This is a genomic window from Sphingomonas sp. GW822-FHT03G08 (assembly GCF_058801135.1).
Map to the genome: position 1 here is coordinate 2,667,964 of NZ_JBXAMZ010000001.1, position 20,483 is coordinate 2,688,446.

Below are 20,483 nucleotides of genomic sequence, written 5' to 3' on the forward strand. Positions count from 1 at the left end.
GCTCGCCGGTGTGGATTTGTTCACCGATCGGCGGCAGGCCGGCGCCGGGGACAACTGCAAGGCGTGGGTAATGGGGGCAAGATTTGAGCGGGTGCTGGCGATTGCCATTGCGGCAATGCTGCTTTCTCCTTGCGCGATCTCCCATGCCAATGCCCCCGGACTGGCACCCGAAGCCGCGATCGCCACCGGCGAGGCCAGCTATTATGCCGACCGCTTCGCCGGCAAGCGCACCGCCAGCGGCGAGGCCTATGACCCCAGCGACTTCACCGCCGCGCATCGCAGCCTGCCCTTCGGCACGCGGGTGCGGGTGACCGATGTCGCGAGCGGGCGGAGCGTGGTGGTGCGGATCAACGATCGGGGGCCGTGGGGCAGGGATCGGCTGATCGACGTCTCGCGCGCCGCCGCCAACGAGATCGGGCTGGCCCGTCGTGGCCGGGGTACCGTTTCGATCGCGCTGGCGCAGGACGACACCGACACCGAGGCCGCCCAGGACTAACGGAACGCCCAGCGCAGGGTGCTGGCGACGCCGCGGGTGCCTATGCGCACCGCCGGGGTGGCCAGGCCGGCGCTGGAGAGGCCGTGCATCGTCCGCGCCCAATCGGGCAACAGATCGACCGCCGCACCGAAGGTCAGCGCCTGGAAGGGCTTCACCGCCATGCTCGGCGCCGGCTGGTCGAGGACCATGCGGGCAACTTCCCGGGTACGCGCATCGACCAGCAGCTCGGCACGCATTTCCGCGATAAAATTATCCGCGTCGGCCCGACGGCGAGGGATTCGAACCGCGCCCAGCGCTTCGGCGATACGGGCGAAATCGGCGAAATACCGGTCCTGATCCGCGAGACTCATGCCCGGCTCGGCATAGCGGATCCACGCATCGAGAAAGCTCACCGCCTCCGTCACATGCACCCAGGCGAGCAGGTGCGGATCGTCCGCCGCATAGGGCGTGCCGTCGGGCAGCACCCCCTTCACCCGCGTATGCACGTCGCGGACCTTGTCGATCATCTCCTGCGCCTCGGCCGCCGAGCCATAGGTCGTCACCGCGATGAAGCGCGCAGTGCGGCGCAGCCGGCCGAGCATGTCGCCGCGGAAGGTCGAATGATCCCACACGCCCGCAAGCACCGCGGGATGGAGCATCTGGAGCAGCAGCGCCGCGACGCCCCCAACCATCATCGTCGTGACGTCGCCATGCACCCGCCACACCACCGACCGGGGACCGAACAGGCTCTCGTCCGGCTTGCGCTGGACCGGCTTCTCGCCGCGCGCCTGATCATTGAACACCGCGCGCACCTGCCCGATCAGCGCGGTGCGCAGCCGGTTCGCGATGCCGTCCGCCGGAGTCATGCACCCAAGTTAGGGTGTCCCGCACGCCGTGCAACCGCCCGGTTTTCGGAACGCCTCCGTGCTGATAGGATGTCATGACGTCATTCCCCCGGGGGCCCCAGCCTTGTTCCGATCGACGCGCTTCCGCGCGCTTGCCCTCACTACCGCCACCGCCCTGCTCGCCACCGCGGGCGCCGCGCAGATGCAGCCGATCGGCGACGGCACGGTGATGGCATCGGTGGAGCGGCTGCGGCCCGGCCAGTTCCTCTGGGTGCCCGAGATCGCCCCGAAAGGCCCAATGCTGGTGGTGGTCAACATCGCGACCCAGCGCGTGGTCGCCTACCGCAATGGGGTCCCCATCGCGGTCTCCACCGTATCGACCGGCAAGGCGGGCCACCGCACCCCGACCGGGGTCTTCACCATCCTGCAAAAGGCGAAGTGGCACCGATCGAGCAAATATTCGAACGCGCCGATGCCGTTCATGCAGCGGCTGACCTGGTACGGGATCGCGCTGCACGCGGGCAATTTGCCCGGCTATCCCGCCTCGCATGGCTGCATCCGCCTGCCGCATGAATTCGCGCGGCTGCTGTTCGACGAGACCGCGCTGGGGATGACGGTGATCGTCACCAACCAGGCGCCGGCGCTGCGGATCGGCGCCCAGCCCAATATGCCCGCCCTGCCCGCCGGCCCGGCGGTGTGGCGGCCCGAACTCTCGCGCTCCGGCCCGGTCTCTATCGTGGTGAGCGGCGCGGACCGGCGGATGGTGGTGCTGCGCGGCGGCGTGGAGATCGGATCGGCGCCGGTGGCGTTCAACGGCGTGATCGAGCGCACCCAGGCCTATGTGCTGCAGGACGTGACGGCGGGCCGGTATAACTGGAAGCGGCTGGCGCTGCCCGGCGAAGGCTATGCGGGCGGCAATGGCTTTACCGCGCAGGCGGACGGCTTCCAGGGCAGCGACCCGTTCCGCCGCGCGCTGGCCGAAGTGGTCGGCCCCGGCACCACCATGGTGGTGATCCCCGATTCGCTCGGCCTCGGGCCGGATCTCGCGCCGCCGCAGGAACCGGACGCGCTGATCGAGAATGATCCGGGGGTGGCGGACTGGATGGAGGATGCCAGCGTGATCGCGCGCTGAGAGTCAGTGCGTTCCGCTCCCCGGCGAAAGCCGGGGCCCAAGGTAACAGAGCGATCCGGCGGAGAAACCCTGGGCCCCGGCTTTCGCCGGGGAACAGCTTCCGGGGAGGCCGGCCTCGGAATCCCCCCTCAAGTCGCCGCAATCCAAGCGAAGAAGCGAAACTAAACGCACCCCCAAGCGCTTTGCCGTTGACCCCGTAACGTTTCGCAGTGCAGCAACGCGCCTCATGGCTAGCCTCGCAATCGCAAATAACGAGGATGTTCGCTTCCTCGGTCGGCTCCTCGGCAACGTGATCCGTGCCTATGGCGGCGAGGAGCTGTTCAAGCGCATCGAATATATTCGATCGACCTCGGTCGACCGGGCGCGCGGCGTGGCCGGATCGGGATCGGTCGATCGCGGGCTCGACCGGCTGAGCCTGGACGAGACGCTCGATTTCACCCGCGGCTTCATGCTGTTCTCGATGCTCGCCAATCTGGCCGAGGACCGGCAGGGCGTGGCGAGCGAGAAGGATGCCGATATCGCCTCCGCGCTCAAGCGGCTGGAGAGCGAAGGCATCGGCCGCGACGCGGTGATGGCGCTGCTCGACCATGCGCTGGTCGCCCCGGTGCTGACCGCGCACCCGACCGAAGTGCGCCGCAAGTCGATGATCGACCACAAGAACCGGATCGCCGAGCTGATGCTGCTGCGCGACCAGGGCGTGGCCGAGACCGAGGACGGCGACCAGGTGGAGGAAGCGATCCTCCGCCAGATCGCACTCCTTTGGCAGACGCGCGTGCTGCGCCGCGAGAAGCTGGGCGTGGCCGACGAGGTGGAGACCGCCCTCTCCTATCTGCGCGACATCTTCCTGCCAGTGCTGCCGGCGCTCTATGCCCGCTGGGACCGGGCGCTGGGCAACCGCACCCCGAGTTTCCTGCGCCCCGGCAGCTGGATCGGCGGCGACCGCGACGGCAATCCCTTCGTCACCGCCGATTCGATGCAGTTCGCGCTGGCCCGCGCGGCCGAGGCGGTGCTCGGCTATTATCTCGACGCGGTCCACGCGCTCGGCGCCGAGCTGTCGATCTCGACCGAACATGTCGAAGTGAGCGAAGCGCTGCTCAAGCTGGCCGAGGCCAGCCATGACGAAGCGCGCAGCCGCGCCGACGAACCCTATCGCCGGGCGATCACCGGCGTGTACGCACGGCTTTCCGCTACGCATGAGAAGCTGACCGGCAAGGCGCCGCCGCGCCCGGCCGCGATCGCCGCCGAGCCCTATGCGACGCCAGCCGAGTTCCGCGACGAGCTGGTGACGATCGCCCGCGCGCTCGCCGACGAGGGTGCCGGCCCGCTCGCCACCGGCGGTGCGCTGGGCCGGCTGATCCGCGCGACCGAGACCTTCGGCTTCCACCTCGCCACGCTCGACATGCGCCAGAACAGCGCGGTGCACGAACGCGTGGTCGCCGAGCTGCTCAAGGCCGGCGGCGTGGTCGAGGATTATGCGGCGCTTTCGGAAGACGAACGCATCGCGCTGCTCCGCAAGGAGCTCGCCAATGCCCGGCCGCTGACCAGCCCCTATGCCGAATATTCGGAGGAGACCGCTTCCGAGCTGGCGATCGTCCGCGCCGCGGCGCAGGCGCATGCGAAGTACGGCCGCGCCTGCATCACCCATTACATCGTCTCGATGGCGCAGTCGGTGTCGGACCTGCTCGAGGTCCATATCCTGCTCAAGGAAGCGGGCCTCTACATCCCCGGCGACGAGCCGCAGGCGCATATCATGGCGATCCCGCTGTTCGAGACGATCGGCGATCTCGAAGCCGCGCCGCCGATCATGGAAGCCTGGCTCGGCCTGCCCGAAGTCGCGGCGATCGCGGCGAAGCGCGGCCACCAGGAAGTGATGATCGGCTATTCCGATTCGAACAAGGATGGCGGCTATCTGACTTCGACCTGGCAGCTGTCGCGCGGATCGACCGCGCTCAAACCGGTGTTCGAGAAGGCCAATCTCGGCATGCAGCTGTTCCATGGCCGCGGCGGCGCGGTGGGTCGCGGCGGCGGATCGAGCTTCGCGGCGATCCTCGCCCAGCCCCGGGGCACGGTGCAGGGCCGCATCCGGGTGACCGAGCAGGGCGAGATCATCGCGGCGAAGTACGGCACGCGCGAGAGCGCGCGGACCAACCTCGAGGCGATGGCTTCGGCGACGCTGCTTGCCAGCCTGGAACCGGAGAAGCTGAACAAGGCCGATGCGGAGCGTTTCGCGGCGGCGATGGACCAGCTCTCCGACGCCGCGTTCAAGGCCTATCGCGGGCTGGTCTATGAGACCGAGGGCTTCACCAGCTTCTTCCGCCAGGCGACGCCGATTGCCGAGATCGCCGGGCTCAAGATCGGCTCGCGCCCGGCCAGCCGCAAGAAGAGCGACGCGATCGAGGACCTGCGCGCGATTCCCTGGGTGTTCAGCTGGGCGCAGGCGCGCGTGATGCTGCCGGGCTGGTACGGCGTCGGCCAGGCGATGGAGCAGTTCGAGGACAAGGGGCTGCTGCGCGAGATGGCGACGGCCTGGCCGCTGTTCGCCTCGACGCTGGCGAACATGGAGCAGGTGCTGGCCAAGTCCGACATGGAGATCGCCGCGCACTATGCCGCGCTGGTCGAGGATGCGGGCCTGCGCGACAAGATCTTCGGGCAGATCCGCGAGGGCTGGCAGAAGACGCATGACGGGCTGCTCCAGGCGACGCGCCAGACGCGGCTGCTGGAGAAGCACCAGGCGCTGGAGACCTCGATCCGGCTGCGGCTGCCCTATATCGAGCCGCTGAACCTGCTGCAGATCGAGCTGCTCAAGCGCCACCGCGCCGGCGAGGAGGATCCGCGGATCGGCGAAGGCATCCTGCTGTCGATCAACGCGATCGCGACGGCGCTGCGGAACAGCGGGTAAGGCAGAGCGCGGTTCTACTCTCGTCATGCCCGCGAGGGCGGGGATGACGGTAATTCCGGCTTCGGAATCCCTATCCCCGTCATGCTGAACTTGTTTCAGCATCCAACGCGCCTCAGGCCATATCCTTGGTGGAGCGTTGGACCCTGAAACAAGTTCAGGGTGACGGTGGTTCTGTGGCCGCCTCAGTCCAGGAACGGCGCCGCGACTTCGGGAGGCACGCGGATCAGGCGTTGCGTCGCGCGGTCGATGATCGCCCAGGTGGTCTTGGCTTCGACCCGCACCTTCCCGTCGGCGCCGGTGAACTTCATGTGGCGATCGAAGCGCGCGCCGCGCGGAGCCTCGGGAACCCAGGTCTCGGCGGTCACCGTCTCGCCTTCGCTGACATTGCCGCGATAATCGATCTCGTGCCGGGTAACGACCCAGAAATAGGCTGCCTCATGCTCGGGCGCGGCGACGGCATACCAATGCGCCACCGCCACGTCCTGGATCCACTTCACCCAGACGGCATTGTTGACATGGCCGAGCTCGTCGATGTCTTCGGGCCCGGCGGTGATCGTCGCGGTGTAGCTGGGCATCTGTCCTTCCGGCTTGATCGGGCGAGCTTCCCCCGCTTCGCCTTGCGCTGCAAGATGCCGCTGCACCCTATTCGGGATTCCTCGTCATCCCGGCTCAAGGCCGGGATGACGGTGTAGGGGCTGAGACGGGCTCAGCCGCGAATGGCGGTGCAGGCGATCGGCGGCTGGCCCGGCGCCTCGTACGACATGGCGTCGCCCTTGCCCTGGAAGGTCACCTGGCCGTCCGAATAGCGGATGCCCGAGGCCATGACCTGCTGCTGGAGCGTGACGCTGGTGCCGGCGCGGGTGACGACGGCGCTGCCCTTGTCGGGATCGAAGCGGGCGACGATGCGGACGCCGTCCATGCAGCGGAAGCGCGCGGTGATCGCCTTGCCCGTGCCCTTCGCGGGCGCCTTGTCGAGCGGCGCGGGCGAGGCATCGGTGGTGATGTTGGTCTCTTCGGCCTGCGCGGCGTTGACCGGTGCGGCGGGCTGCTGGCTGGAGCAGGCGCCGAGCGCGAGCAGGGCGATAAGGGGTAGGCGCATCGGGGAAATCCTTGGTTCGTTCGGCAGCGTAACGAACGCCCGATGCGCCCGTTCCCGTCAATCTTCCAGGGGTCGATTTCCGACAAAGCCGAGCTTGGTGATGCCCGCGCGCTTCACGGTCGCGAGCACGCCGTCGAACCGCTCATAGCGCGCTTCGGGATCGGTCTGGAGATGCAGCGCCGCCCCCGATTGCTGGAGCGCGGTCAGCCTGGCGGGCAGCGCTGCATCGGGGAGCGCGGCGCCGTTCCAGTAGAGCGAACCCTGGCGATCGATCGCGAGCACCGCGGGCGGCTGCGGATCGACGGTGCCGTGGCCGACGGGGAGATCGACCGGCACCTTGTGGCTGGCGATCGGGATGGCGATGATGATCACGACGAGCAGGACGAGCATCACGTCGATCAGCGGCGTGATGTTGATCGCGCCGATCGGGGCGGCATCGGGAAGACGACGGACACGGATTGCACGGGCCATGGCAGCTCTCCTCGTTATGATGATATACCGTAACACAACGAAGAAGGTTGGCAAGACCGGCTTATCGCCTCAGCAATTCTCGTATTTCCAGTTGCGGCGCTTGCCCTCGCGCATCCAGGCGACGGCCTCGGCGACGCGCCTGGCCTTGGTCTCGGGCCGCTTGGCCTCGGCGATCCATTCGCAATATTCGCGGCGGCAGCCGGGCGGGAAGGCGGTGAAGGCGGCATGGGCGGCGGCGTCTCCGGCCAGCGCCTCGGCGAGCTCGGGCGGGACTTCGGCCTCGCCCTTGGGGGCGGCACGGGGACGGGCGGGCTTCGCTTCGCCGAGCCGGGCCACCGCGTCGCGGATCAGCTGCTCGACCTCCTCGGCCGGCGGCAGGTCGGCGAGCGATTCGATGCGGCCGAACTGGCCCATCGCCTCGCCTTCCCTGCCGGTTTCATTCTCCTGGCGGTTCCAGAAGCCGAAGCTCGCATGCGCCTTGAACGCGGCCATGTTGGCGAGCGGCTTGCCGCCCAGGGTGAAGAAGGGGTGCGACCATTTGATCGTCTCCTCCACCTGCGGCACCGCGACGTGGAAGCGATCGCGCAGCCAAGTGAGGATCGGCCGCGCGAACTCGGCGCGGCCCTCGATATAGGCGTCCACCCTAGGGTCCCTGGTCATGGGGCGGCATGTTCCGCCGCTCCATGCCGCAGGTCAATACGGGGTTTCAGGGCTCGAGCGAGTCCTCGTCGGCATCGTCGAGATCGTCGTCATCCTCGAGCTCGTCCTCGTCGAAATCGTCCTGGACCTCGTCCTCGGAGATGGCGCGCTCGGTCTGCTCGGCCTCGTCATCCTCCTCGCCGATCTCGTCGTCGACCATGCGGAGGTCGTCCGCGTCGTCATCGTCGTCGTCGCCGAAATCGGGGGACAGGTCGGTCAGGATATCGCCGTCGCTCGGGCCGTCATTGGTCGCCTCGAGGATCTCGGCGCGCTGGCTCTCGTCATAGCCTTCCTCGTCGAAACCGTCGTCACCCGAACCACGTCCCGGAACCTGGTAACCGCCCATTGCCTGTCCTCACGTAACGCGCCCGCCACCGCGGCGAGCCTCGTGAGTGCGAACGGCGATGGCGCCCGAGCGTTCCCTAGCCGGGGCGGAACATGCGTCCGCGCTCGGTCACCGCTACTACCACGAAAGCGATGACCCCCATAAGCAGGAATCCGGCGTAGAGCGGCACGGTGGTGCCATCGAACGCCTGGCCGATCGCCGCGCCGATCACCGCCGAGCCGAGCGTAGTGACGAAGCCCTGGAGGCTGGACGCGGTGCCGGCGATCTCGCCCATCTTCTCCATCGCCATCGCCGAGAAGTTCGAGGTGGAGAGGCCGACACAGCCCATCATCAGCGCCTGGAGCACCGTGAAGCTCCAGATCGATTCGAAGCCGGCCAGGGCGATGGCAAGGTGGACCGCGGCAAAGGCGATCATGCCCGCCAGCGCCGTGTGCGAAATCCGGCGCATGCCGACCTTCATCACCAGCCGCGAATTGAGGAAGGAGCCGAGTGCCATGGTCGAGGCGACGCAGGGGAAGACCACCGCGAGCAGCCCGGGCGCGTGGAACACGTCCTCCATCACCTGCTGCACCGAGCCGATGAAGCCGAACATGCCGCCCGAGAGCAGCATGATGCCGATCGTGTAGCCCACCGCCTGGCGATCGCGCAGCATCAGGCCGTAATCGGCGACGATGCGCGCCGGGTTGAGCGAGAGGCGGCTCTCCTGGTCCAGCGTCTCGGGCATGCGCAGCCAGAACCACAGCACCACCGCGGCCGCGACACCGCCGATCGCCCAGAAGATCAGCCGCCAGGAACCGGCGTAGAGGATCAGCTGCCCCAGGCTGGGCGCGACGATCGGCGCCGCCATGAAGACGATAAAGGCCAGGCTCATCACCCGCGCCATCGCGCGGCCGGCGAAACAGTCGCGCACCAGCGCCACCGATACGACGCGTGCACCCGCCGCCGACGCGCCCATCGCGGCGCGGGCGATCAGCAACAGGGTGAAGCTGCCCGAGGCAGCGGCGACCACGCTGGTCACCACATAGGAAGTGAGCGCGATCGCCAGCACCGGGCGGCGCCCGAAGCGATCCGACAGCGGGCCATAGGCAAGCTGGGCGACGGCGAAACCGATCAGGAAGGCCGTGATGACGTACTGGCGATGATTGGGCTCGGCCACGCCCAGGCTGTGGCCGATCGCCGGCAGGGCAGGCAGCATCGAATCGATGCCGAGCGCGGTGAGCGCCATCATCGCGGCGACGAGGCTGACGAACTCGCCGAACGCGAGCGGCGCCTTGTTCTGGGCGCTTGCTGTGAGGTGCGGCTCTTCCATAGCCGCGCAAATGGCGCATCCTCGCCGCTACGTCACCCCCTGTTGCATTGCCGGCATGCGTCCGTCCTTGCGCCCAAGGTCGCCATTCCGGCGACCAGGGGCCCGCGCCCTGCTTGGTCGATGCCAGGGCCCATAGTAGCCCGGACGAAAGGTACATCGGGATCGCCGCGGCCAATGCGCCGGCCGACGCCAGACCTACCGCGTTCGAGGGAGCCGATGAACAAGCTGCGCCTTATCCCGTCCCTGGCTTTCGGCCTGATCCTCACCAGCGCGGCGAACCCGCCGGCACCCGCCGGAACGCCAGGCGCCGCCCAATGCCCCAGAGGATGGTCGGGGTCGGTCCAATTCACGCGGAAGCAAATGAGTACGCTGTCCAAATCCGCGCCACGGATCGCCGGCAAGGGCATCCAGACCTCCAATTCGACGACGAACTATGATTATTCGGCGCGGATCAGGGTGCGCGAGACGGCCGAACGGCGCGGCTACAGCGTCGCCACAGCCAATGCGAGCTCGCTGCTCAGCTTCTCCGAAAGCCGTTCGTCTACGGATCAGGCCGTGTGCAGCGGCGAGCGCCAGCCGCGGACGATGTCAGGCTCCTTCACCACGCAACGGGAAATCCGCGCCAGCACCCCCGGCGTCGAGGCGAACGTCAGCGTCACGATGAGCGCGAACGGCGCCTATTCGATCGGCATATCCGTGCCCGCGCTGCATTCGACCACCACCGGGTCGAGCTCGAGCAGCTACAGCGGCCAGTGCTATCCCAAGAAGGGCGGCACCACCAACGTACCGCCCGTCGAAGGCCGCACCGACCCCATCTCCTTCTCCACCGACGGCTCGCACCGGGTGCCGCTCTCCAACCTCGACCATCTGTCGGGCAGCTATTCGAAGAAGTATGGCAACGTCACCGATACGCTTGTCTGGGATCTCCGGCGGTGCGGCACGCCGTTGCGCCTGGTGGACCTCAAGTTCGAGGACATGAAGTTCCCGCTCTGGGAAGCATGGCGGGAGGTGACGCCCGAAACCACAACGGTCGACGGCAACATCGTGCGGATGCGAGCGATCGTCGCCAATGACTCGGGCGAGGACCAGTCGGCCACGCTGATGTTCAAGGACAGGGATCAGCCAGGAAAGAACATGCCGGAAGGCCCGGCCAAGCTGCTGAAGCAGGTCTCTTTCAACGTCCCGGCCGGCGAGGAGAAAACCGTCGATTTCCTTTGGGATACATCGGGCCACGCCTGGTACGATGACGGCCGCCCGAAGCACCGCCAGTCGATCAAGGCCGAAATCTGGGACAACAACAAGAAGATCGACGACCTCTCACGGAATCTGAATCTGGCGCCCAGGCCGCTCGTGCTGGTCCATGGCTACTGGGCCGATTGGTCGATGTGGAGAACCTGGCCCTCCATGCTCAACGAAACGCACTATGCCGGCTGGAATGCATTCGCGGTCGGCGAGAGGCCGGGCAATGGGAAGATGGACATGGGCGAGAGCGCGACGTCGCTGAAGCCCACCAAGACGATCAGCCAGAATGCCGCGGAACTGACGCGCTATATCCGCTATGCGCAGGAATTCTCCAATGCCTGGCACGTCGATATCGTCGCGCATACGATGGGGGGTCTGGTGGCGCGGCAATATATTCACCTGTCGATGCCGATCTACCCCGATGGCAAGCCGCAGGTCGCCCACCTTTTGATGCTGGGAACGCCGAATCTGGGCAGCCCCTGCGCCGACGTGATGAGCGCGCCCCTGGAGGCCATCGGCAAGCCGGTCGAGGCGTTGCGCGAGATGCGGACGGGCGCCGTCGCGCAGTTCAACAAGCATATTGTCGAGCGCAAGGGCGTGGAGTTCTCGGCCCTCGCCGGCACCCATGGCGTTCCCAGATGCTATTCGCTGGACTTCAATGACGGCTTCACCCCGGTGCCGTCGGCGCTCTGGACGATTGCGGACACCGCCAGGATGAACATCCTGTACGACGCCATGGCCAGCGGCGGCGTGTTTTCCGACTTCGTGATGCCAAGGATCGCGAAGGGACCGGGGGTTCGGCCGGCCGGGATCAAGCTGGAAGGCCCCAAATCCCGCACCCCATAGCGCCGGGCCAACTTTCAGGAATGACTATTGGCTGGCATGGCTCTTCCATCGCCGCGCCGCAGCGCCACGCCCTGTTGCGCTGCCGGCATGCTTCCGCTAGTGTGTTGCGTAGATAATACGCTGGAGACTGGTCGATGCGTTATTTGCCGCTGCTGCTCCTTCCCCTCGCGCTTGCCGCCTGCGGCGGCGAGGGTACCTCGATCTCGATCAACGCGCATTCGGACGATGGCGACAATGCTGTGTTCGCGATGAACAACGGCGCCGTATCGGTGAAGAGCGACGGCTTCGAGGGCAGCTTCAAGGTCCCGAACATCAAGATGACCGCCGAGAATTTCGACATGGACGGCGTGAAGCTCTATCCCAATTCGACGATCACCAGCTTCAACGTCGATGCTACGGACCATGCCGGCAAGCAGAAGGACGAAGGCAAGGTGACCGCCGCCTTCTCCAGCCCCGCCGACCTTGCCAAGGTGCAGGGCTGGTTCCGCGAGAAGCTGACCGACAAGGGCTTCAAGTTCAACGAGAAGGGCAATGGCTTCGCCGGCACCACCGATGATGGCGAGAGCTTCACCATCGATCTTTCGGCGGACGGCGGGGCGAAGACCAGCGGCAAGATGGTGATTGTCGGGAGCTAGAGCTGGGCGGTTCGCCGCCTGGCTGTTCCCCGGCGAAAGCCGGGGGCCAGGGTAACAGAGCGACACGGCAGAGAAACCCTGGGCCCCGGCTTTCGCCGGGGAAGCGGGTTGGGCGCATAGCGCTTTGACCCCGCGCAATTCGCGCGGCGGCCGATCGAGTCATGGCGGCGCCGGGGCGCCTCTTGTCGCGCCGGTATCGGCGGGTCTAACTGACCGCCAAGGAGACTCGATAAAATGGCTACTATTCTCGACGAGGTGCCTCTCGTCTCGATGGCCGAGCAGGCGAACGACCCTGAGGGGTTCGCCCAGAAGTTCGGCCAGTCGTTCCGCCGCTTCGGCTTCGCGATGGTCGCCGATCACGGCGTGCCGCAGGAGCTGATCGATCGCGCCTGGGCGAAGACCAAGGAATTCTTCGCGCTGAGCGAGGAAGAGAAGCGCCAATATCATATTCCCGGCGGCGGCGGCGCGCGTGGCCTGACGCCGTTCAAGACCGAGATCGCCAAGGGCGCGACGCATGTCGACCTGAAGGAATTCTGGCATATCGGCCGCGAGCTGGCCAAGGGCCACCGCTTCGAGGAGCAGATGGCGCCGAACATCTGGCCGCACGCGCCGGAAGGCTTCAAGGAGACCTTCCTCAAGCTGTTCCAGGCGCTGGACGATGCCGGCGACCGGCTGCTCTCGGCGATCGCGGTCTATCTCGGCCTCGAGCCGCACTGGTTCGACCGCGCGGTGAAGGACGGCAATTCGGTGCTACGCCTGCTCCACTATCCGCCGGTGCCAGCCGATGCTCCCGAAGTGCGCGCCGGCGCGCATGAGGACATCAACCTGATCACGCTGCTGCTCGGCGCCGAGGAAGCAGGCCTCGAGCTGCTCGACAAGGACGGCCGCTGGCTGCCGGTCAAGCCGCCCGAAGGCGCGATGGTGGTCAATGTCGGCGACATGCTGCAGCGGCTGACCAACCATTACCTGCCCTCGACGACGCACCGCGTCGTCAACCCGCCGGTCGAGCGCCGCGGCACGCCGCGCTACTCGATGCCCTTCTTCCTGCATCCGGCGCCGGACTTCCTGATCGAGACGCTGCCGTCGACGATCACGGACGAGAATCCGAACCGCTATCCGACGCCGATCACCGCGCACGACTATCTGTTCGAGCGGCTGGTCGAGATCGGGCTGATCAAGAAATAGTATCTTGAAAGCCCCTCCCCCTCGGGGGAGGGGCTTGGGGTGGGGCCTATCCGCGGGCGCAAGTCTCTGCGAGACGTCCCCCACCCCCAACCCCTCCCCTGAAGGGGAGGGGCTTTTCTTTTCGTGAGAGAGATAGATGACCGAACCGCTTCGTATCGCACTTGCTGGCCTTGGCACCGTCGGGGCGGGCGTGATCCGCCTGATCGACGCGAATGCGGAGCTCATCGCCCGCCGCGCCGGCCGGCCGATCGAAGTGGTCGCCGTATCCGCCCGCGACCGCGCCAAGGATCGCGGCGTCGATATCACCCGCTTCGACTGGGTGGACGACACCGCCGAGCTGGCGCGCCATCCCAAGGCCGATGTCGTCGTCGAGCTGGTCGGCGGGTCGGACGGCCCGGCACTTACCCTCGCCCGCGCCTCGCTCGCCGGGGGCAAGAGCTTCGTCACCGCCAACAAGGCGATGATCGCGCATCACGGGCTCGAGCTCGCCAATGCCGCCGAGACCGCCGGGCTGGCGCTCAAGTTCGAAGCCGCGGTGGCCGGCGGCGTGCCGGTGATCAAGGGGCTGCGCGAAGGCGCCGCCGCCAACGAGATCGCCCGCGTCTACGGCATCCTCAACGGCACCTGCAATTTCATCCTGTCCAAGATGGAGGCCGAGGGCCGCGACTTCGCCGAGATCCTCGCCGAGGCGCAGCGGCTGGGCTATGCGGAAGCCGATCCGAGCTTCGACATCGACGGCGTCGATGCCGCGCACAAGCTGTCGATCCTCGCCAGCCTGGCCTTCGGCACCCAGCCGGCGTTCGACCAGGTGGCGATCACCGGCGTGCGCCATGTGCTGGCCGCCGACATCGCCGAGGCGGCGTCGCTGGGCTATCGCATCCGCCTGCTCGGCGTGGCCGATGCCGGCAGCGGCGGGCTGTTCCAGCGCGTCCACCCGCACCTCGTGCCGCTGAGCCATCCGCTGGCGCATGTGACCGGCTCGACCAACGCGGTGGTGGCCGAGGGCAATTTCGTCGGCCGGCTGCTGTTCCAGGGTGCGGGCGCGGGCGACGGCCCGACGGCAAGCGCCGTGGTCGCCGACCTGATCGACATCGCCCGCGGCGAATTCGGTCCGCCCTATGCGATGCCGGCCGCGGCGCTTGCCGCGCCGGGTGCCGCCGACACCGGCGAGCGGACCGGCCGCGCCTATGTGCGCTTCACCGTGGCGGACAAGGTGGGCGTGCTCGCCGAGATCGCCGCGGCGATGCGCGATGCCGGCGTCTCGATCGAGAGCCTGATGCAGCGCGGCGCCAATCCCGATGGCAGCGTGCTGGTGGCGATCGTCACGCATGAAGGGCCGGAACGCGCGGTGGCGCAGGCGCTCGACAAGCTGCGCGGCTCGGCCAGCCTGACCGGCGAGCCGATGTGGATGCACATCCTGGGCGGTTAATCGCTCAGGCTGGTCTTCACCAGCGCCTTCCCCTTGCTCGGGCAGACCGGCGCACCGGTGGTGCCGCACGCCATGCCGGTGTTGCGCACCGCATCGCCCTTGGCATCGGCGATCTCGGTGCTGGGCAGCGGCAGGCGGTAGCGCTGGTTGGGATCGACCTTTACGATCGGGATCGCCGCCACCGGCCGGGCGCTGGCCGGGATGCGGGTGACCCGCGTCACCCGCGCCTTGGCCCGGCGGCGCTGCGGATCGATCGCGGGCGTGGCACCGGACAGGGTGAGGGCGACGAGCAGCAGCATAACAGGACTCTCCGAAGCGGGTTCATCGCGCCCAACGCACGTCCCGCCGTCCGGGTCCCTCAGGGGGCGAGGTCGCGGCGGACATAGCGCACGCCGCGCGCGCTGACCGTGGCGGTGACGCCCACCGATCCGCAGCGCACGGTGAAGGCGCCCTGGCCGCAGGGCAGGCTGCCATCGGCGCGATCGAACAACCGGTCGAGGCGGCCCTGATCGGTGTCCGGGCCATTATAGGTCGTCTCTAGCGGCACGCGGTACCGGTCCGCCTCGCGCCGCGAGCAGACGACGATCTCGCTCTCGTCGCGGGCACGCTGGCAAGCCGGATTGGCAGACCAGCGCTCGCGGTGCATCGCCAGCACCTCGGCGGGTGTCGGGGCATGGTCCTGGGCAAGCAACAGCAACGCGATCACCAGCATCTGCACGTCCTCCGCCCCCGGATTTCGTTACGCTAGCGCCATGTTGTGGCGGAATTGGGAGCAGTGCCGGCCTGACAACGTTAGCGGCATCGACAAGCGCCACGGCGCTGCCTAATCGCCGCCCCAAGTCCAATCACCGGGGTACCCCATGACTCAGCCCAGCCACGCCCTTGACCGTGTCCTCGTCCTCGAAATGGTACGCGTGACCGAAGCGGCGGCGATCGCCGCTTCCACCCTGGTCGGGCGCGGCGACGAGAAGGCGGCCGATGCCGCCGCGGTCGAGGCGATGCGCGACGCCCTCAACAAGCTCTATCTCGACGGCACCGTGGTGATCGGCGAGGGCGAGCGCGACGAGGCGCCGATGCTGTTCATCGGCGAGAAGGTCGGCGCGGCGCAGGGCAAGGGCCCGGCGATCGACATCGCGCTCGATCCGCTCGAAGGCACCACGATCTGCGCCAAGGCCGGGCCGAACGCGCTGGCCGTGCTGGCAGTCGCCGAGAAGGGCGGCCTGCTCAACGCGCCGGACGTGTACATGGACAAGATCGCGGTCGGCCCGGGCTATCCCGAGGGCGTGATCGACCTCACCAGGACCCCGACCGAGAATGTCTGCGCGATCGCCAAGGCCAAGGGCGTGCAGCCCCACGAGATCATCGCCTGCGTGCTCGACCGCCCGCGCCACGAGAAGCTGATCGCCGAACTGCGTGACATCGGCTGCGGCGTGGTGCTGATCGGCGACGGCGACGTGGCCGGCGTGATCGCCACCACCGATCCCGAGACCACGATCGACGTCTATATGGGCCAGGGCGGCGCCCCCGAGGGCGTGCTCGCCTGCGCGGCGCTGCGCTGCGTCGGCGGCCAGTTCAAGGGCCGGCTGGTGTTCCGCAACGACGACGAGCGCCAGCGCGCGCGCAAATGGGGCATCGAGGATCTCGACAAGATCTATGACCTGACCGAGCTGGCCAAGGGCGACTGCATCTTCGCGGCGACGGGTGTCACGGACGGCTCGCTGCTCGAGGGCGTGAAGCGCTTCGCCACCAAGATGACCACCGAGAGCGTGGTAATGCGCGCGCATTCGGGCACGGTGCGCTGGGTGAAGGGCGAACACCGGCTGTAAGGGCTGGCGGTTCGGCCGGCCCCACAGCTCCCTGGCTTTCGCCGGGGAGCCGGCAGGAGTGAGTCAGGCGCTCGCCACCAGGCCCTGCGCCACTGCGAAGGGTAGCCAGCTTGCCACGGCGGCATCCGCCGGCACCGCTTGCGCGGGATCGTCCGGCAGCAGCGCCAGCCAGTCATATTGCCAGGGCTCGAGCGGCAGGCAGGAAACGCGGTAGTTCGCCCGCGCCACGGCAAGCAGCGTCGGATCGGGCCTGGGCGGAATCGGCTCGCCGCCGGCGAGCATCTCGCTGAAGTCGAAGGGCAGTGCGAGCAGGCGCATGCTGTCCGGCCGGTAGAAGTGCCGGGTACCGGCCATGGCGAGCAGCTCCGCGATCGCCGGATCGATGCCGGGCCAGGCCGGTCCTGCGCCCTCCACCCCACGCGCGCGGTGCACTTCCGCCTTGGTCCGCTCGATCCGCGCAAGCGCGCCAGGGATCGCCTCTACCGCTTGGGGATTGCCCGGTGGCCGCGCCGCTTCGAGCCAGTCGGCGAAGCGGGCGCCGAAATCGTAAAGCGTGTAGCTGTGAGATGGGTATGCCGCGATATAGCCCTGGGCGAAGAGCTGGAACGCCGTCGGCCCGGCCAGCGCGGCGAGCAGCGGATATTCGCTCTCCAGGCACTCGACCAGCCGCTGGCGATAGCTGCGAGCATAGATATGGATGCGGTCCTCGGCGGTGAGGCGGTTGTCGCCGCGGACATGGTCGCGCGCGCCCTGGTCGGACGCGGCGAGGATCGCTTCCTGCATCCAGTCCTGGAGACCGGCAAACTCGGGTTCAGGCGGCAAGCGGCAGCCCTTCGCGCACGCGCCGCGCCTTGGCCAGTTCGCCTGCGACCACGTCGAAGGCCGGGATATTGGCATCCCACTCGACCATCGTCGCGACCGGGCCGCAGCGCTCCCAGACATGCGCATAGAGCGGCCACACCGCGTCGGGCACCGGCGCATCATGCGTGTCGATCAGATGGGTGCCATGATCGCTCGGCCCGGCGAGATGGACCTGGACGACATGGTCGGCCGGGATCGCGTCGAGATATTCGAACGGATCGAGCGCGTGGTTGAAGCTCGAGACATGGACATTGTTGACGTCGAGCAGCAGCCCGCAGCCGGTGCGCTCGCACAGCCGGGCGAGGAACTCCGCCTCGGGCATCTGGCTGGCGCGGAACTCGAGATAGGTGCTGGGGTTCTCGACGATCAGCGGGCGGCCGAGGAAATCCTGCACAGCAAGCACCCGATCAGCGACATGCGCCAGCGCCGCCTCGGTCAACGGCAGGGGCAGCAGGTCGTGGCTGTTCACCCCCTGCACCCCGGTCCAGCAGAGATGATCGGAGACCCAGAGCGGCCGGAAGCGCTCGGCAAGGTCGCGCAGCTTGCCGAGATAGGCCATGTCGAGCGGCGCGGTGCTGCCGATCGACAGCGACACGCCGTGGAGCACCACCGGCCGATGCGCCGCGACATGCTCGAACACGCGCATGCCCCAGCCGTGATTGTCGAGCAGGTTCTCGGTGATCGCCTCGAACCAGTCGATGCCCCAATTCTCCGGGGGCGTCGACATCAGATGCGGAAAATGCTCCTCGCGCAGCCCCAGCCCGTCGCCGGGATTGGGCAGGCCGAGCCGGGGCTGCGTCATCCTCCTGCAGCTCCTAGGTCGAGGGCGGATAGGCGAGGCGCAGGTCGTTCGGCGGCTGCTGGACCAGCCCCTCGACCGGCTTGTCCGGATCGCCATTGACCTTGAACGCCACCACCTTGGCAAACGCCTGGAAGGCGATGTCTTCCACCTTATCGCCTTCCTTGAAGTCGATCGTGGCGATCTTCTTCGAGGAAGGCGCGCCGCAGCCCGGGGGGGTGGGCGTCGGCGAAGGTGAAGGGGTACCGCACAGATTCTTGTCGGCCTGGGCCTTGGGCGCACCGCACAGCACCGGCTTCGAACTGCCGACCAGTGCCCAGACTTCCATCGTGCCCGACTTGGGATAGAGCTGCATTGCCGAGATCGGCACTGCGCAGCCGCCGAACCCGCCGCAGATATTGTCGCTGGGCGCCGTATACATCGGCCCGCTCGGCGTCGGGGTGGGCGAAGGCGAGGGAGTCGGCGTGCCGCACAGGCCGCCATAGGTCCGGATCGTCACCGCCGAGCAGCCGCCGCCCTTGACCGTGGTCGGCGTGCCGCAGCTGCCGCTCGCCACCGGATTGGCCTTGGGCGCGTTCGAGGTCTTCGAGGCGGAACCGCACCCGCTGCTCGCCCCGCCGCAGCTGCCGCCGCCACTGGTCAGCTGGACGAAGCCGCAGCCGCCCTGGCCCTTGCACAGGTTCGAGCCGCGGCAGGTGTGGTAGATCGAAGTCTCGGCGCAGGCATTGGCGCCCCATTTCCCGCTGGTTTCCTCGACATCGAGTCCCTGGCAGGCGTGGTTGACGATGTACTTGTCCGGCTCGCCGACGCCGACCGAAAGGTCCGGCGTCTTGCCGAATACCGCCCAGGCGGTCGACATGCGGTCGCCCGATCCGGCCATTGACGGGAAGGGGAAGGACACGGTGGCGCCGGCCGGGTTCCAGTAATTGTCGAGCACGGTGGTGACGCCCTTGATCGCGCCACACACCGCCTGGCTCATCTTCTGGAAATTGGCTGCGGCGTCGCCGCCATTGTTGAGCGCATTGAGCGCGCCGGCAATCGCCTCGGGCGTGGGCAGGCCATAGGGGTTGTCGTTCGGATCATAGCCTTCGGTGGTGAGATCCGCGGCGGCCCATTTGCCGACCTTGGGAGACTGGTTCCAGGTCTCGAGCCCGCCGCTGCCGCGGATATCCTCGATCTCGCGGAAGCGGGTATAGTGATCGACACCGTCATTGTCGGCACGCGCCGCAGCATCCGACGAGGGGATCAGCTTCCCTTCCATCGAGTAGCTCGGATAATCCGAGGCGAGGGCGTCGCGGTTCGGGCAATAGCTCGGGTTGACGTCGCCCTGGACAAGCTTGGCCTTCCCGTCATTGAGCCGCTGGCCCTTCTCGTCATAGCGGGCACCGAGCGTGGCGCCTTCGCCCTGATCGGTGATCGCGTTCATCATGTTGAGCGCTTGGCGGAGCGCGATCTCCGGATCGGTCATCGCGATCGTGGTCTCGAAGCCCATGAACTCGCGCATCGGATGGCCGGGAAAGCTGAAATTGTTGAACAGGTCGTTCTGCTGGCCGCCGGGGTTCATCACATGATCCCAGAGCCGCGTGCCGTCCGCGTAGCGGATCAGCAGATAGTCGCGGTAGCACTGGTACATATAGCCGATCGAGCCGAACATGATGTTGGCATCGAGCTCGGCCACCGTGTCGTACTTGAACGGCACCTTGGGGAAATAGCGGTCCTTGTTGCGGACGATATCCTGCTCCGCCGTTTCCTGCGGCTGCTCGATCGCGAGGAACAGCTTGATCCGCTCCTCGTCGAGCGGGCCGACATTGACCTTCACGTCCTTGAACCGGTTGGTGTCGGTCAGGTCGACAATGCCGGGGATCGCGGTGAGCGACGGGCCATAGCAGGTCCAGCCATGGTCGCCGCTCTGCAGCGTGGTCGCGGTGAAGCTGGGCACGGCGCCGATGGAGGTGGCGAGGTTCGCGGCCATCTGCAGGTGGAGCATCTCCTGGATGAACACCGAGAAGACGATGTTGAACGCCTTCTTGTTGCCCCAGCCCTTCTTGCCCGGCTTGTAGTCGGTGAAGGCGCTGGTCTTGGCGCCGGGCCATTGCCGGCCCTTGTAGAAGCTGTTCCCCTGGCTGGTGATCGGGTGCATGCCGGTGATCGAGTAGAGCGACGTCATGTAGAGCGGGATGGTGAACAGCTCGACATTGACCGCGGCCTGCGCGATCCAGCGCACCACCAGCTTGTCGGTTTCGAGGAAGGAAATAGGGCGCGCGGAAAGCTCGCCTGCCTTGTGCGTCAAATGCATGACAATATCCCCCAAGCTTCACAGATTACTGCGATGCCATTGGGTTCCACCAATGCAATTGCTCCGTCAATCGACGAAAGAACCGATAT

General features: G+C 67.4%; 20 protein-coding genes. 8 read left to right on the forward strand and 12 right to left on the reverse strand.

Going from position 1 to position 20,483, the window contains the following annotated elements; genetic code table 11:
• Positions 1 to 70 precede the first annotated feature (70 nt).
• Positions 71 to 496 carry a septal ring lytic transglycosylase RlpA family protein gene (locus AC1RJ5_RS12225; protein ID WP_493113523.1) on the forward strand — a complete coding sequence of 142 codons (426 nt, stop codon included), beginning with the start codon at positions 71 to 73 and terminating at the stop codon, positions 494 to 496.
• On the opposite strand, the gene AC1RJ5_RS12230 is transcribed toward AC1RJ5_RS12225, so the two are convergent.
• A complete protein-coding gene (locus AC1RJ5_RS12230) occupies positions 493 to 1,341 on the reverse strand; it encodes an oxygenase MpaB family protein (protein WP_493113525.1) in 849 nt (282 codons plus the stop codon). The two genes, AC1RJ5_RS12225 and AC1RJ5_RS12230, sit on opposite strands and share 4 nt — an antisense overlap.
• A 103-nt stretch (positions 1,342 to 1,444) precedes the next feature.
• Here AC1RJ5_RS12230 and AC1RJ5_RS12235 point away from each other — a divergent pair, with 103 nt between their 5' ends.
• Both AC1RJ5_RS12235 and ppc read left to right on the forward strand, forming a co-directional pair.
• Positions 1,445 to 2,452: a L,D-transpeptidase gene (locus AC1RJ5_RS12235; protein ID WP_493113527.1), complete on the forward strand. Its 1,008-nt coding sequence runs from the start codon at positions 1,445 to 1,447 to the stop codon at positions 2,450 to 2,452.
• Positions 2,453 to 2,678: 226 nt separating this feature from the next.
• Positions 2,679 to 5,351, forward strand: coding sequence for a phosphoenolpyruvate carboxylase (gene ppc / locus AC1RJ5_RS12240; RefSeq protein ID WP_493113529.1), 2,673 nt, complete (start codon positions 2,679 to 2,681; stop codon positions 5,349 to 5,351).
• 182 nt (positions 5,352 to 5,533) lie between these two features.
• Here ppc and AC1RJ5_RS12245 read toward each other — a convergent pair whose 3' ends face one another.
• The 6 genes from AC1RJ5_RS12245 to AC1RJ5_RS12270 all read right to left on the reverse strand — a co-directional run bounded on the left by AC1RJ5_RS12245 (position 5,534) and on the right by AC1RJ5_RS12270 (position 9,275).
• On the reverse strand, positions 5,534 to 5,926 hold the full coding sequence (locus AC1RJ5_RS12245) for an acyl-CoA thioesterase (RefSeq protein WP_493113531.1): 393 nt from the start codon (positions 5,924 to 5,926) through the stop codon (positions 5,534 to 5,536).
• A gap of 131 nt (positions 5,927 to 6,057) precedes the next feature.
• Positions 6,058 to 6,450, reverse strand: coding sequence for an MliC family protein (locus AC1RJ5_RS12250; protein ID WP_342251572.1), 393 nt, complete (start codon positions 6,448 to 6,450; stop codon positions 6,058 to 6,060).
• Between the two features lie 57 nt (positions 6,451 to 6,507).
• A complete protein-coding gene (locus AC1RJ5_RS12255) occupies positions 6,508 to 6,921 on the reverse strand; it encodes an ExbD/TolR family protein (RefSeq protein ID WP_269573646.1) in 414 nt (137 codons plus the stop codon).
• A gap of 69 nt (positions 6,922 to 6,990) precedes the next feature.
• A complete protein-coding gene (locus AC1RJ5_RS12260) occupies positions 6,991 to 7,581 on the reverse strand; it encodes a YdeI/OmpD-associated family protein (protein ID WP_493113534.1) in 591 nt (196 codons plus the stop codon).
• Between the two features lie 46 nt (positions 7,582 to 7,627).
• Positions 7,628 to 7,966, reverse strand: coding sequence for a DNA primase (locus AC1RJ5_RS12265; RefSeq protein WP_269573644.1), 339 nt, complete (start codon positions 7,964 to 7,966; stop codon positions 7,628 to 7,630).
• Positions 7,967 to 8,042: 76 nt separating this feature from the next.
• On the reverse strand, positions 8,043 to 9,275 hold the full coding sequence (locus tag AC1RJ5_RS12270) for a multidrug effflux MFS transporter (protein ID WP_269573643.1): 1,233 nt from the start codon (positions 9,273 to 9,275) through the stop codon (positions 8,043 to 8,045).
• A 216-nt stretch (positions 9,276 to 9,491) separates the two neighbouring features.
• Here AC1RJ5_RS12270 and AC1RJ5_RS12275 point away from each other — a divergent pair, with 216 nt between their 5' ends.
• From AC1RJ5_RS12275 to AC1RJ5_RS12290, 4 genes are all read left to right on the forward strand, one after another.
• Entirely contained in the window at positions 9,492 to 11,363 is a 1,872-nt protein-coding gene (locus AC1RJ5_RS12275) for an esterase/lipase family protein (RefSeq protein ID WP_493113537.1), read from the forward strand.
• Between the two features lie 134 nt (positions 11,364 to 11,497).
• Positions 11,498 to 11,998: a hypothetical protein gene (locus tag AC1RJ5_RS12280; protein ID WP_342251575.1), complete on the forward strand. Its 501-nt coding sequence runs from the start codon at positions 11,498 to 11,500 to the stop codon at positions 11,996 to 11,998.
• 234 nt (positions 11,999 to 12,232) lie between these two features.
• Positions 12,233 to 13,183 (forward strand): isopenicillin N synthase family dioxygenase, encoded by a 951-nt coding sequence (locus AC1RJ5_RS12285; protein ID WP_493113539.1) that lies wholly within the window; start codon positions 12,233 to 12,235, stop codon positions 13,181 to 13,183.
• A 136-nt stretch (positions 13,184 to 13,319) separates the two neighbouring features.
• Entirely contained in the window at positions 13,320 to 14,612 is a 1,293-nt protein-coding gene (locus AC1RJ5_RS12290; protein WP_269573639.1) for a homoserine dehydrogenase, read from the forward strand.
• Here AC1RJ5_RS12290 and AC1RJ5_RS12295 read toward each other — a convergent pair.
• Positions 14,609 to 14,911 carry a hypothetical protein gene (locus AC1RJ5_RS12295; RefSeq protein WP_269573638.1) on the reverse strand — a complete coding sequence of 101 codons (303 nt, stop codon included), beginning with the start codon at positions 14,909 to 14,911 and terminating at the stop codon, positions 14,609 to 14,611. The two genes, AC1RJ5_RS12290 and AC1RJ5_RS12295, sit on opposite strands and share 4 nt — an antisense overlap.
• A gap of 59 nt (positions 14,912 to 14,970) precedes the next feature.
• Complete coding sequence (locus tag AC1RJ5_RS12300) at positions 14,971 to 15,324, reverse strand: hypothetical protein (RefSeq protein ID WP_493113542.1); 354 nt, start codon at positions 15,322 to 15,324, stop codon at positions 14,971 to 14,973.
• Positions 15,325 to 15,472: 148 nt separating this feature from the next.
• On the opposite strand from AC1RJ5_RS12300, the gene glpX reads away from it, so the two are divergent.
• Positions 15,473 to 16,438: a class II fructose-bisphosphatase gene (gene glpX, locus AC1RJ5_RS12305; RefSeq protein ID WP_269573636.1), complete on the forward strand. Its 966-nt coding sequence runs from the start codon at positions 15,473 to 15,475 to the stop codon at positions 16,436 to 16,438.
• A gap of 63 nt (positions 16,439 to 16,501) precedes the next feature.
• Here glpX and AC1RJ5_RS12310 read toward each other — a convergent pair whose 3' ends face one another.
• From AC1RJ5_RS12310 to AC1RJ5_RS12320, 3 genes are read right to left on the reverse strand one after another with little or no spacing between them, the layout of a single operon-like run.
• Positions 16,502 to 17,260, reverse strand: coding sequence for an HvfC/BufC N-terminal domain-containing protein (locus tag AC1RJ5_RS12310; RefSeq protein WP_493113545.1), 759 nt, complete (start codon positions 17,258 to 17,260; stop codon positions 16,502 to 16,504).
• Complete coding sequence (gene bufB, locus AC1RJ5_RS12315; protein ID WP_493113547.1) at positions 17,250 to 18,101, reverse strand: MNIO family bufferin maturase; 852 nt, start codon at positions 18,099 to 18,101, stop codon at positions 17,250 to 17,252. The genes AC1RJ5_RS12310 and bufB overlap by 11 nt, the downstream gene beginning before the upstream one ends.
• 13 nt (positions 18,102 to 18,114) lie before the next feature.
• On the reverse strand, positions 18,115 to 20,394 hold the full coding sequence (locus AC1RJ5_RS12320; RefSeq protein ID WP_493113549.1) for a ferritin-like domain-containing protein: 2,280 nt from the start codon (positions 20,392 to 20,394) through the stop codon (positions 18,115 to 18,117).
• Positions 20,395 to 20,483 lie beyond the last annotated feature (89 nt).

Excerpts from the sequence above, each read along its gene's own strand:
- AC1RJ5_RS12290 (WP_269573639.1), top strand. The coding sequence starts at position 13,320 with ATGACCGAACCGCTTCGTATCGCACTTGCTGGCCTTGGCACCGTCGGG.
- AC1RJ5_RS12230 (WP_493113525.1), bottom strand. The coding sequence starts at position 1,341 with ATGACTCCGGCGGACGGCATCGCGAACCGGCTGCGCACCGCGCTGATC.
- glpX (WP_269573636.1), top strand. The coding sequence starts at position 15,473 with ATGACTCAGCCCAGCCACGCCCTTGACCGTGTCCTCGTCCTCGAAATG.
- AC1RJ5_RS12280 (WP_342251575.1), top strand. The coding sequence starts at position 11,498 with ATGCGTTATTTGCCGCTGCTGCTCCTTCCCCTCGCGCTTGCCGCCTGC.
- AC1RJ5_RS12265 (WP_269573644.1), bottom strand. The coding sequence starts at position 7,966 with ATGGGCGGTTACCAGGTTCCGGGACGTGGTTCGGGTGACGACGGTTTC.
- AC1RJ5_RS12255 (WP_269573646.1), bottom strand. The coding sequence starts at position 6,921 with ATGGCCCGTGCAATCCGTGTCCGTCGTCTTCCCGATGCCGCCCCGATC.
- AC1RJ5_RS12225 (WP_493113523.1), top strand. The coding sequence starts at position 71 with ATGGGGGCAAGATTTGAGCGGGTGCTGGCGATTGCCATTGCGGCAATG.
- bufB (WP_493113547.1), bottom strand. The coding sequence starts at position 18,101 with ATGACGCAGCCCCGGCTCGGCCTGCCCAATCCCGGCGACGGGCTGGGG.
- AC1RJ5_RS12245 (WP_493113531.1), bottom strand. The coding sequence starts at position 5,926 with ATGCCCAGCTACACCGCGACGATCACCGCCGGGCCCGAAGACATCGAC.
- AC1RJ5_RS12270 (WP_269573643.1), bottom strand. The coding sequence starts at position 9,275 with ATGGAAGAGCCGCACCTCACAGCAAGCGCCCAGAACAAGGCGCCGCTC.
- AC1RJ5_RS12300 (WP_493113542.1), bottom strand. The coding sequence starts at position 15,324 with ATGCTGGTGATCGCGTTGCTGTTGCTTGCCCAGGACCATGCCCCGACA.
- AC1RJ5_RS12285 (WP_493113539.1), top strand. The coding sequence starts at position 12,233 with ATGGCTACTATTCTCGACGAGGTGCCTCTCGTCTCGATGGCCGAGCAG.
- ppc (WP_493113529.1), top strand. The coding sequence starts at position 2,679 with ATGGCTAGCCTCGCAATCGCAAATAACGAGGATGTTCGCTTCCTCGGT.
- AC1RJ5_RS12295 (WP_269573638.1), bottom strand. The coding sequence starts at position 14,911 with ATGCTGCTGCTCGTCGCCCTCACCCTGTCCGGTGCCACGCCCGCGATC.
- AC1RJ5_RS12275 (WP_493113537.1), top strand. The coding sequence starts at position 9,492 with ATGAACAAGCTGCGCCTTATCCCGTCCCTGGCTTTCGGCCTGATCCTC.
- AC1RJ5_RS12260 (WP_493113534.1), bottom strand. The coding sequence starts at position 7,581 with ATGACCAGGGACCCTAGGGTGGACGCCTATATCGAGGGCCGCGCCGAG.
- AC1RJ5_RS12250 (WP_342251572.1), bottom strand. The coding sequence starts at position 6,450 with ATGCGCCTACCCCTTATCGCCCTGCTCGCGCTCGGCGCCTGCTCCAGC.
- AC1RJ5_RS12320 (WP_493113549.1), bottom strand. The coding sequence starts at position 20,394 with ATGCATTTGACGCACAAGGCAGGCGAGCTTTCCGCGCGCCCTATTTCC.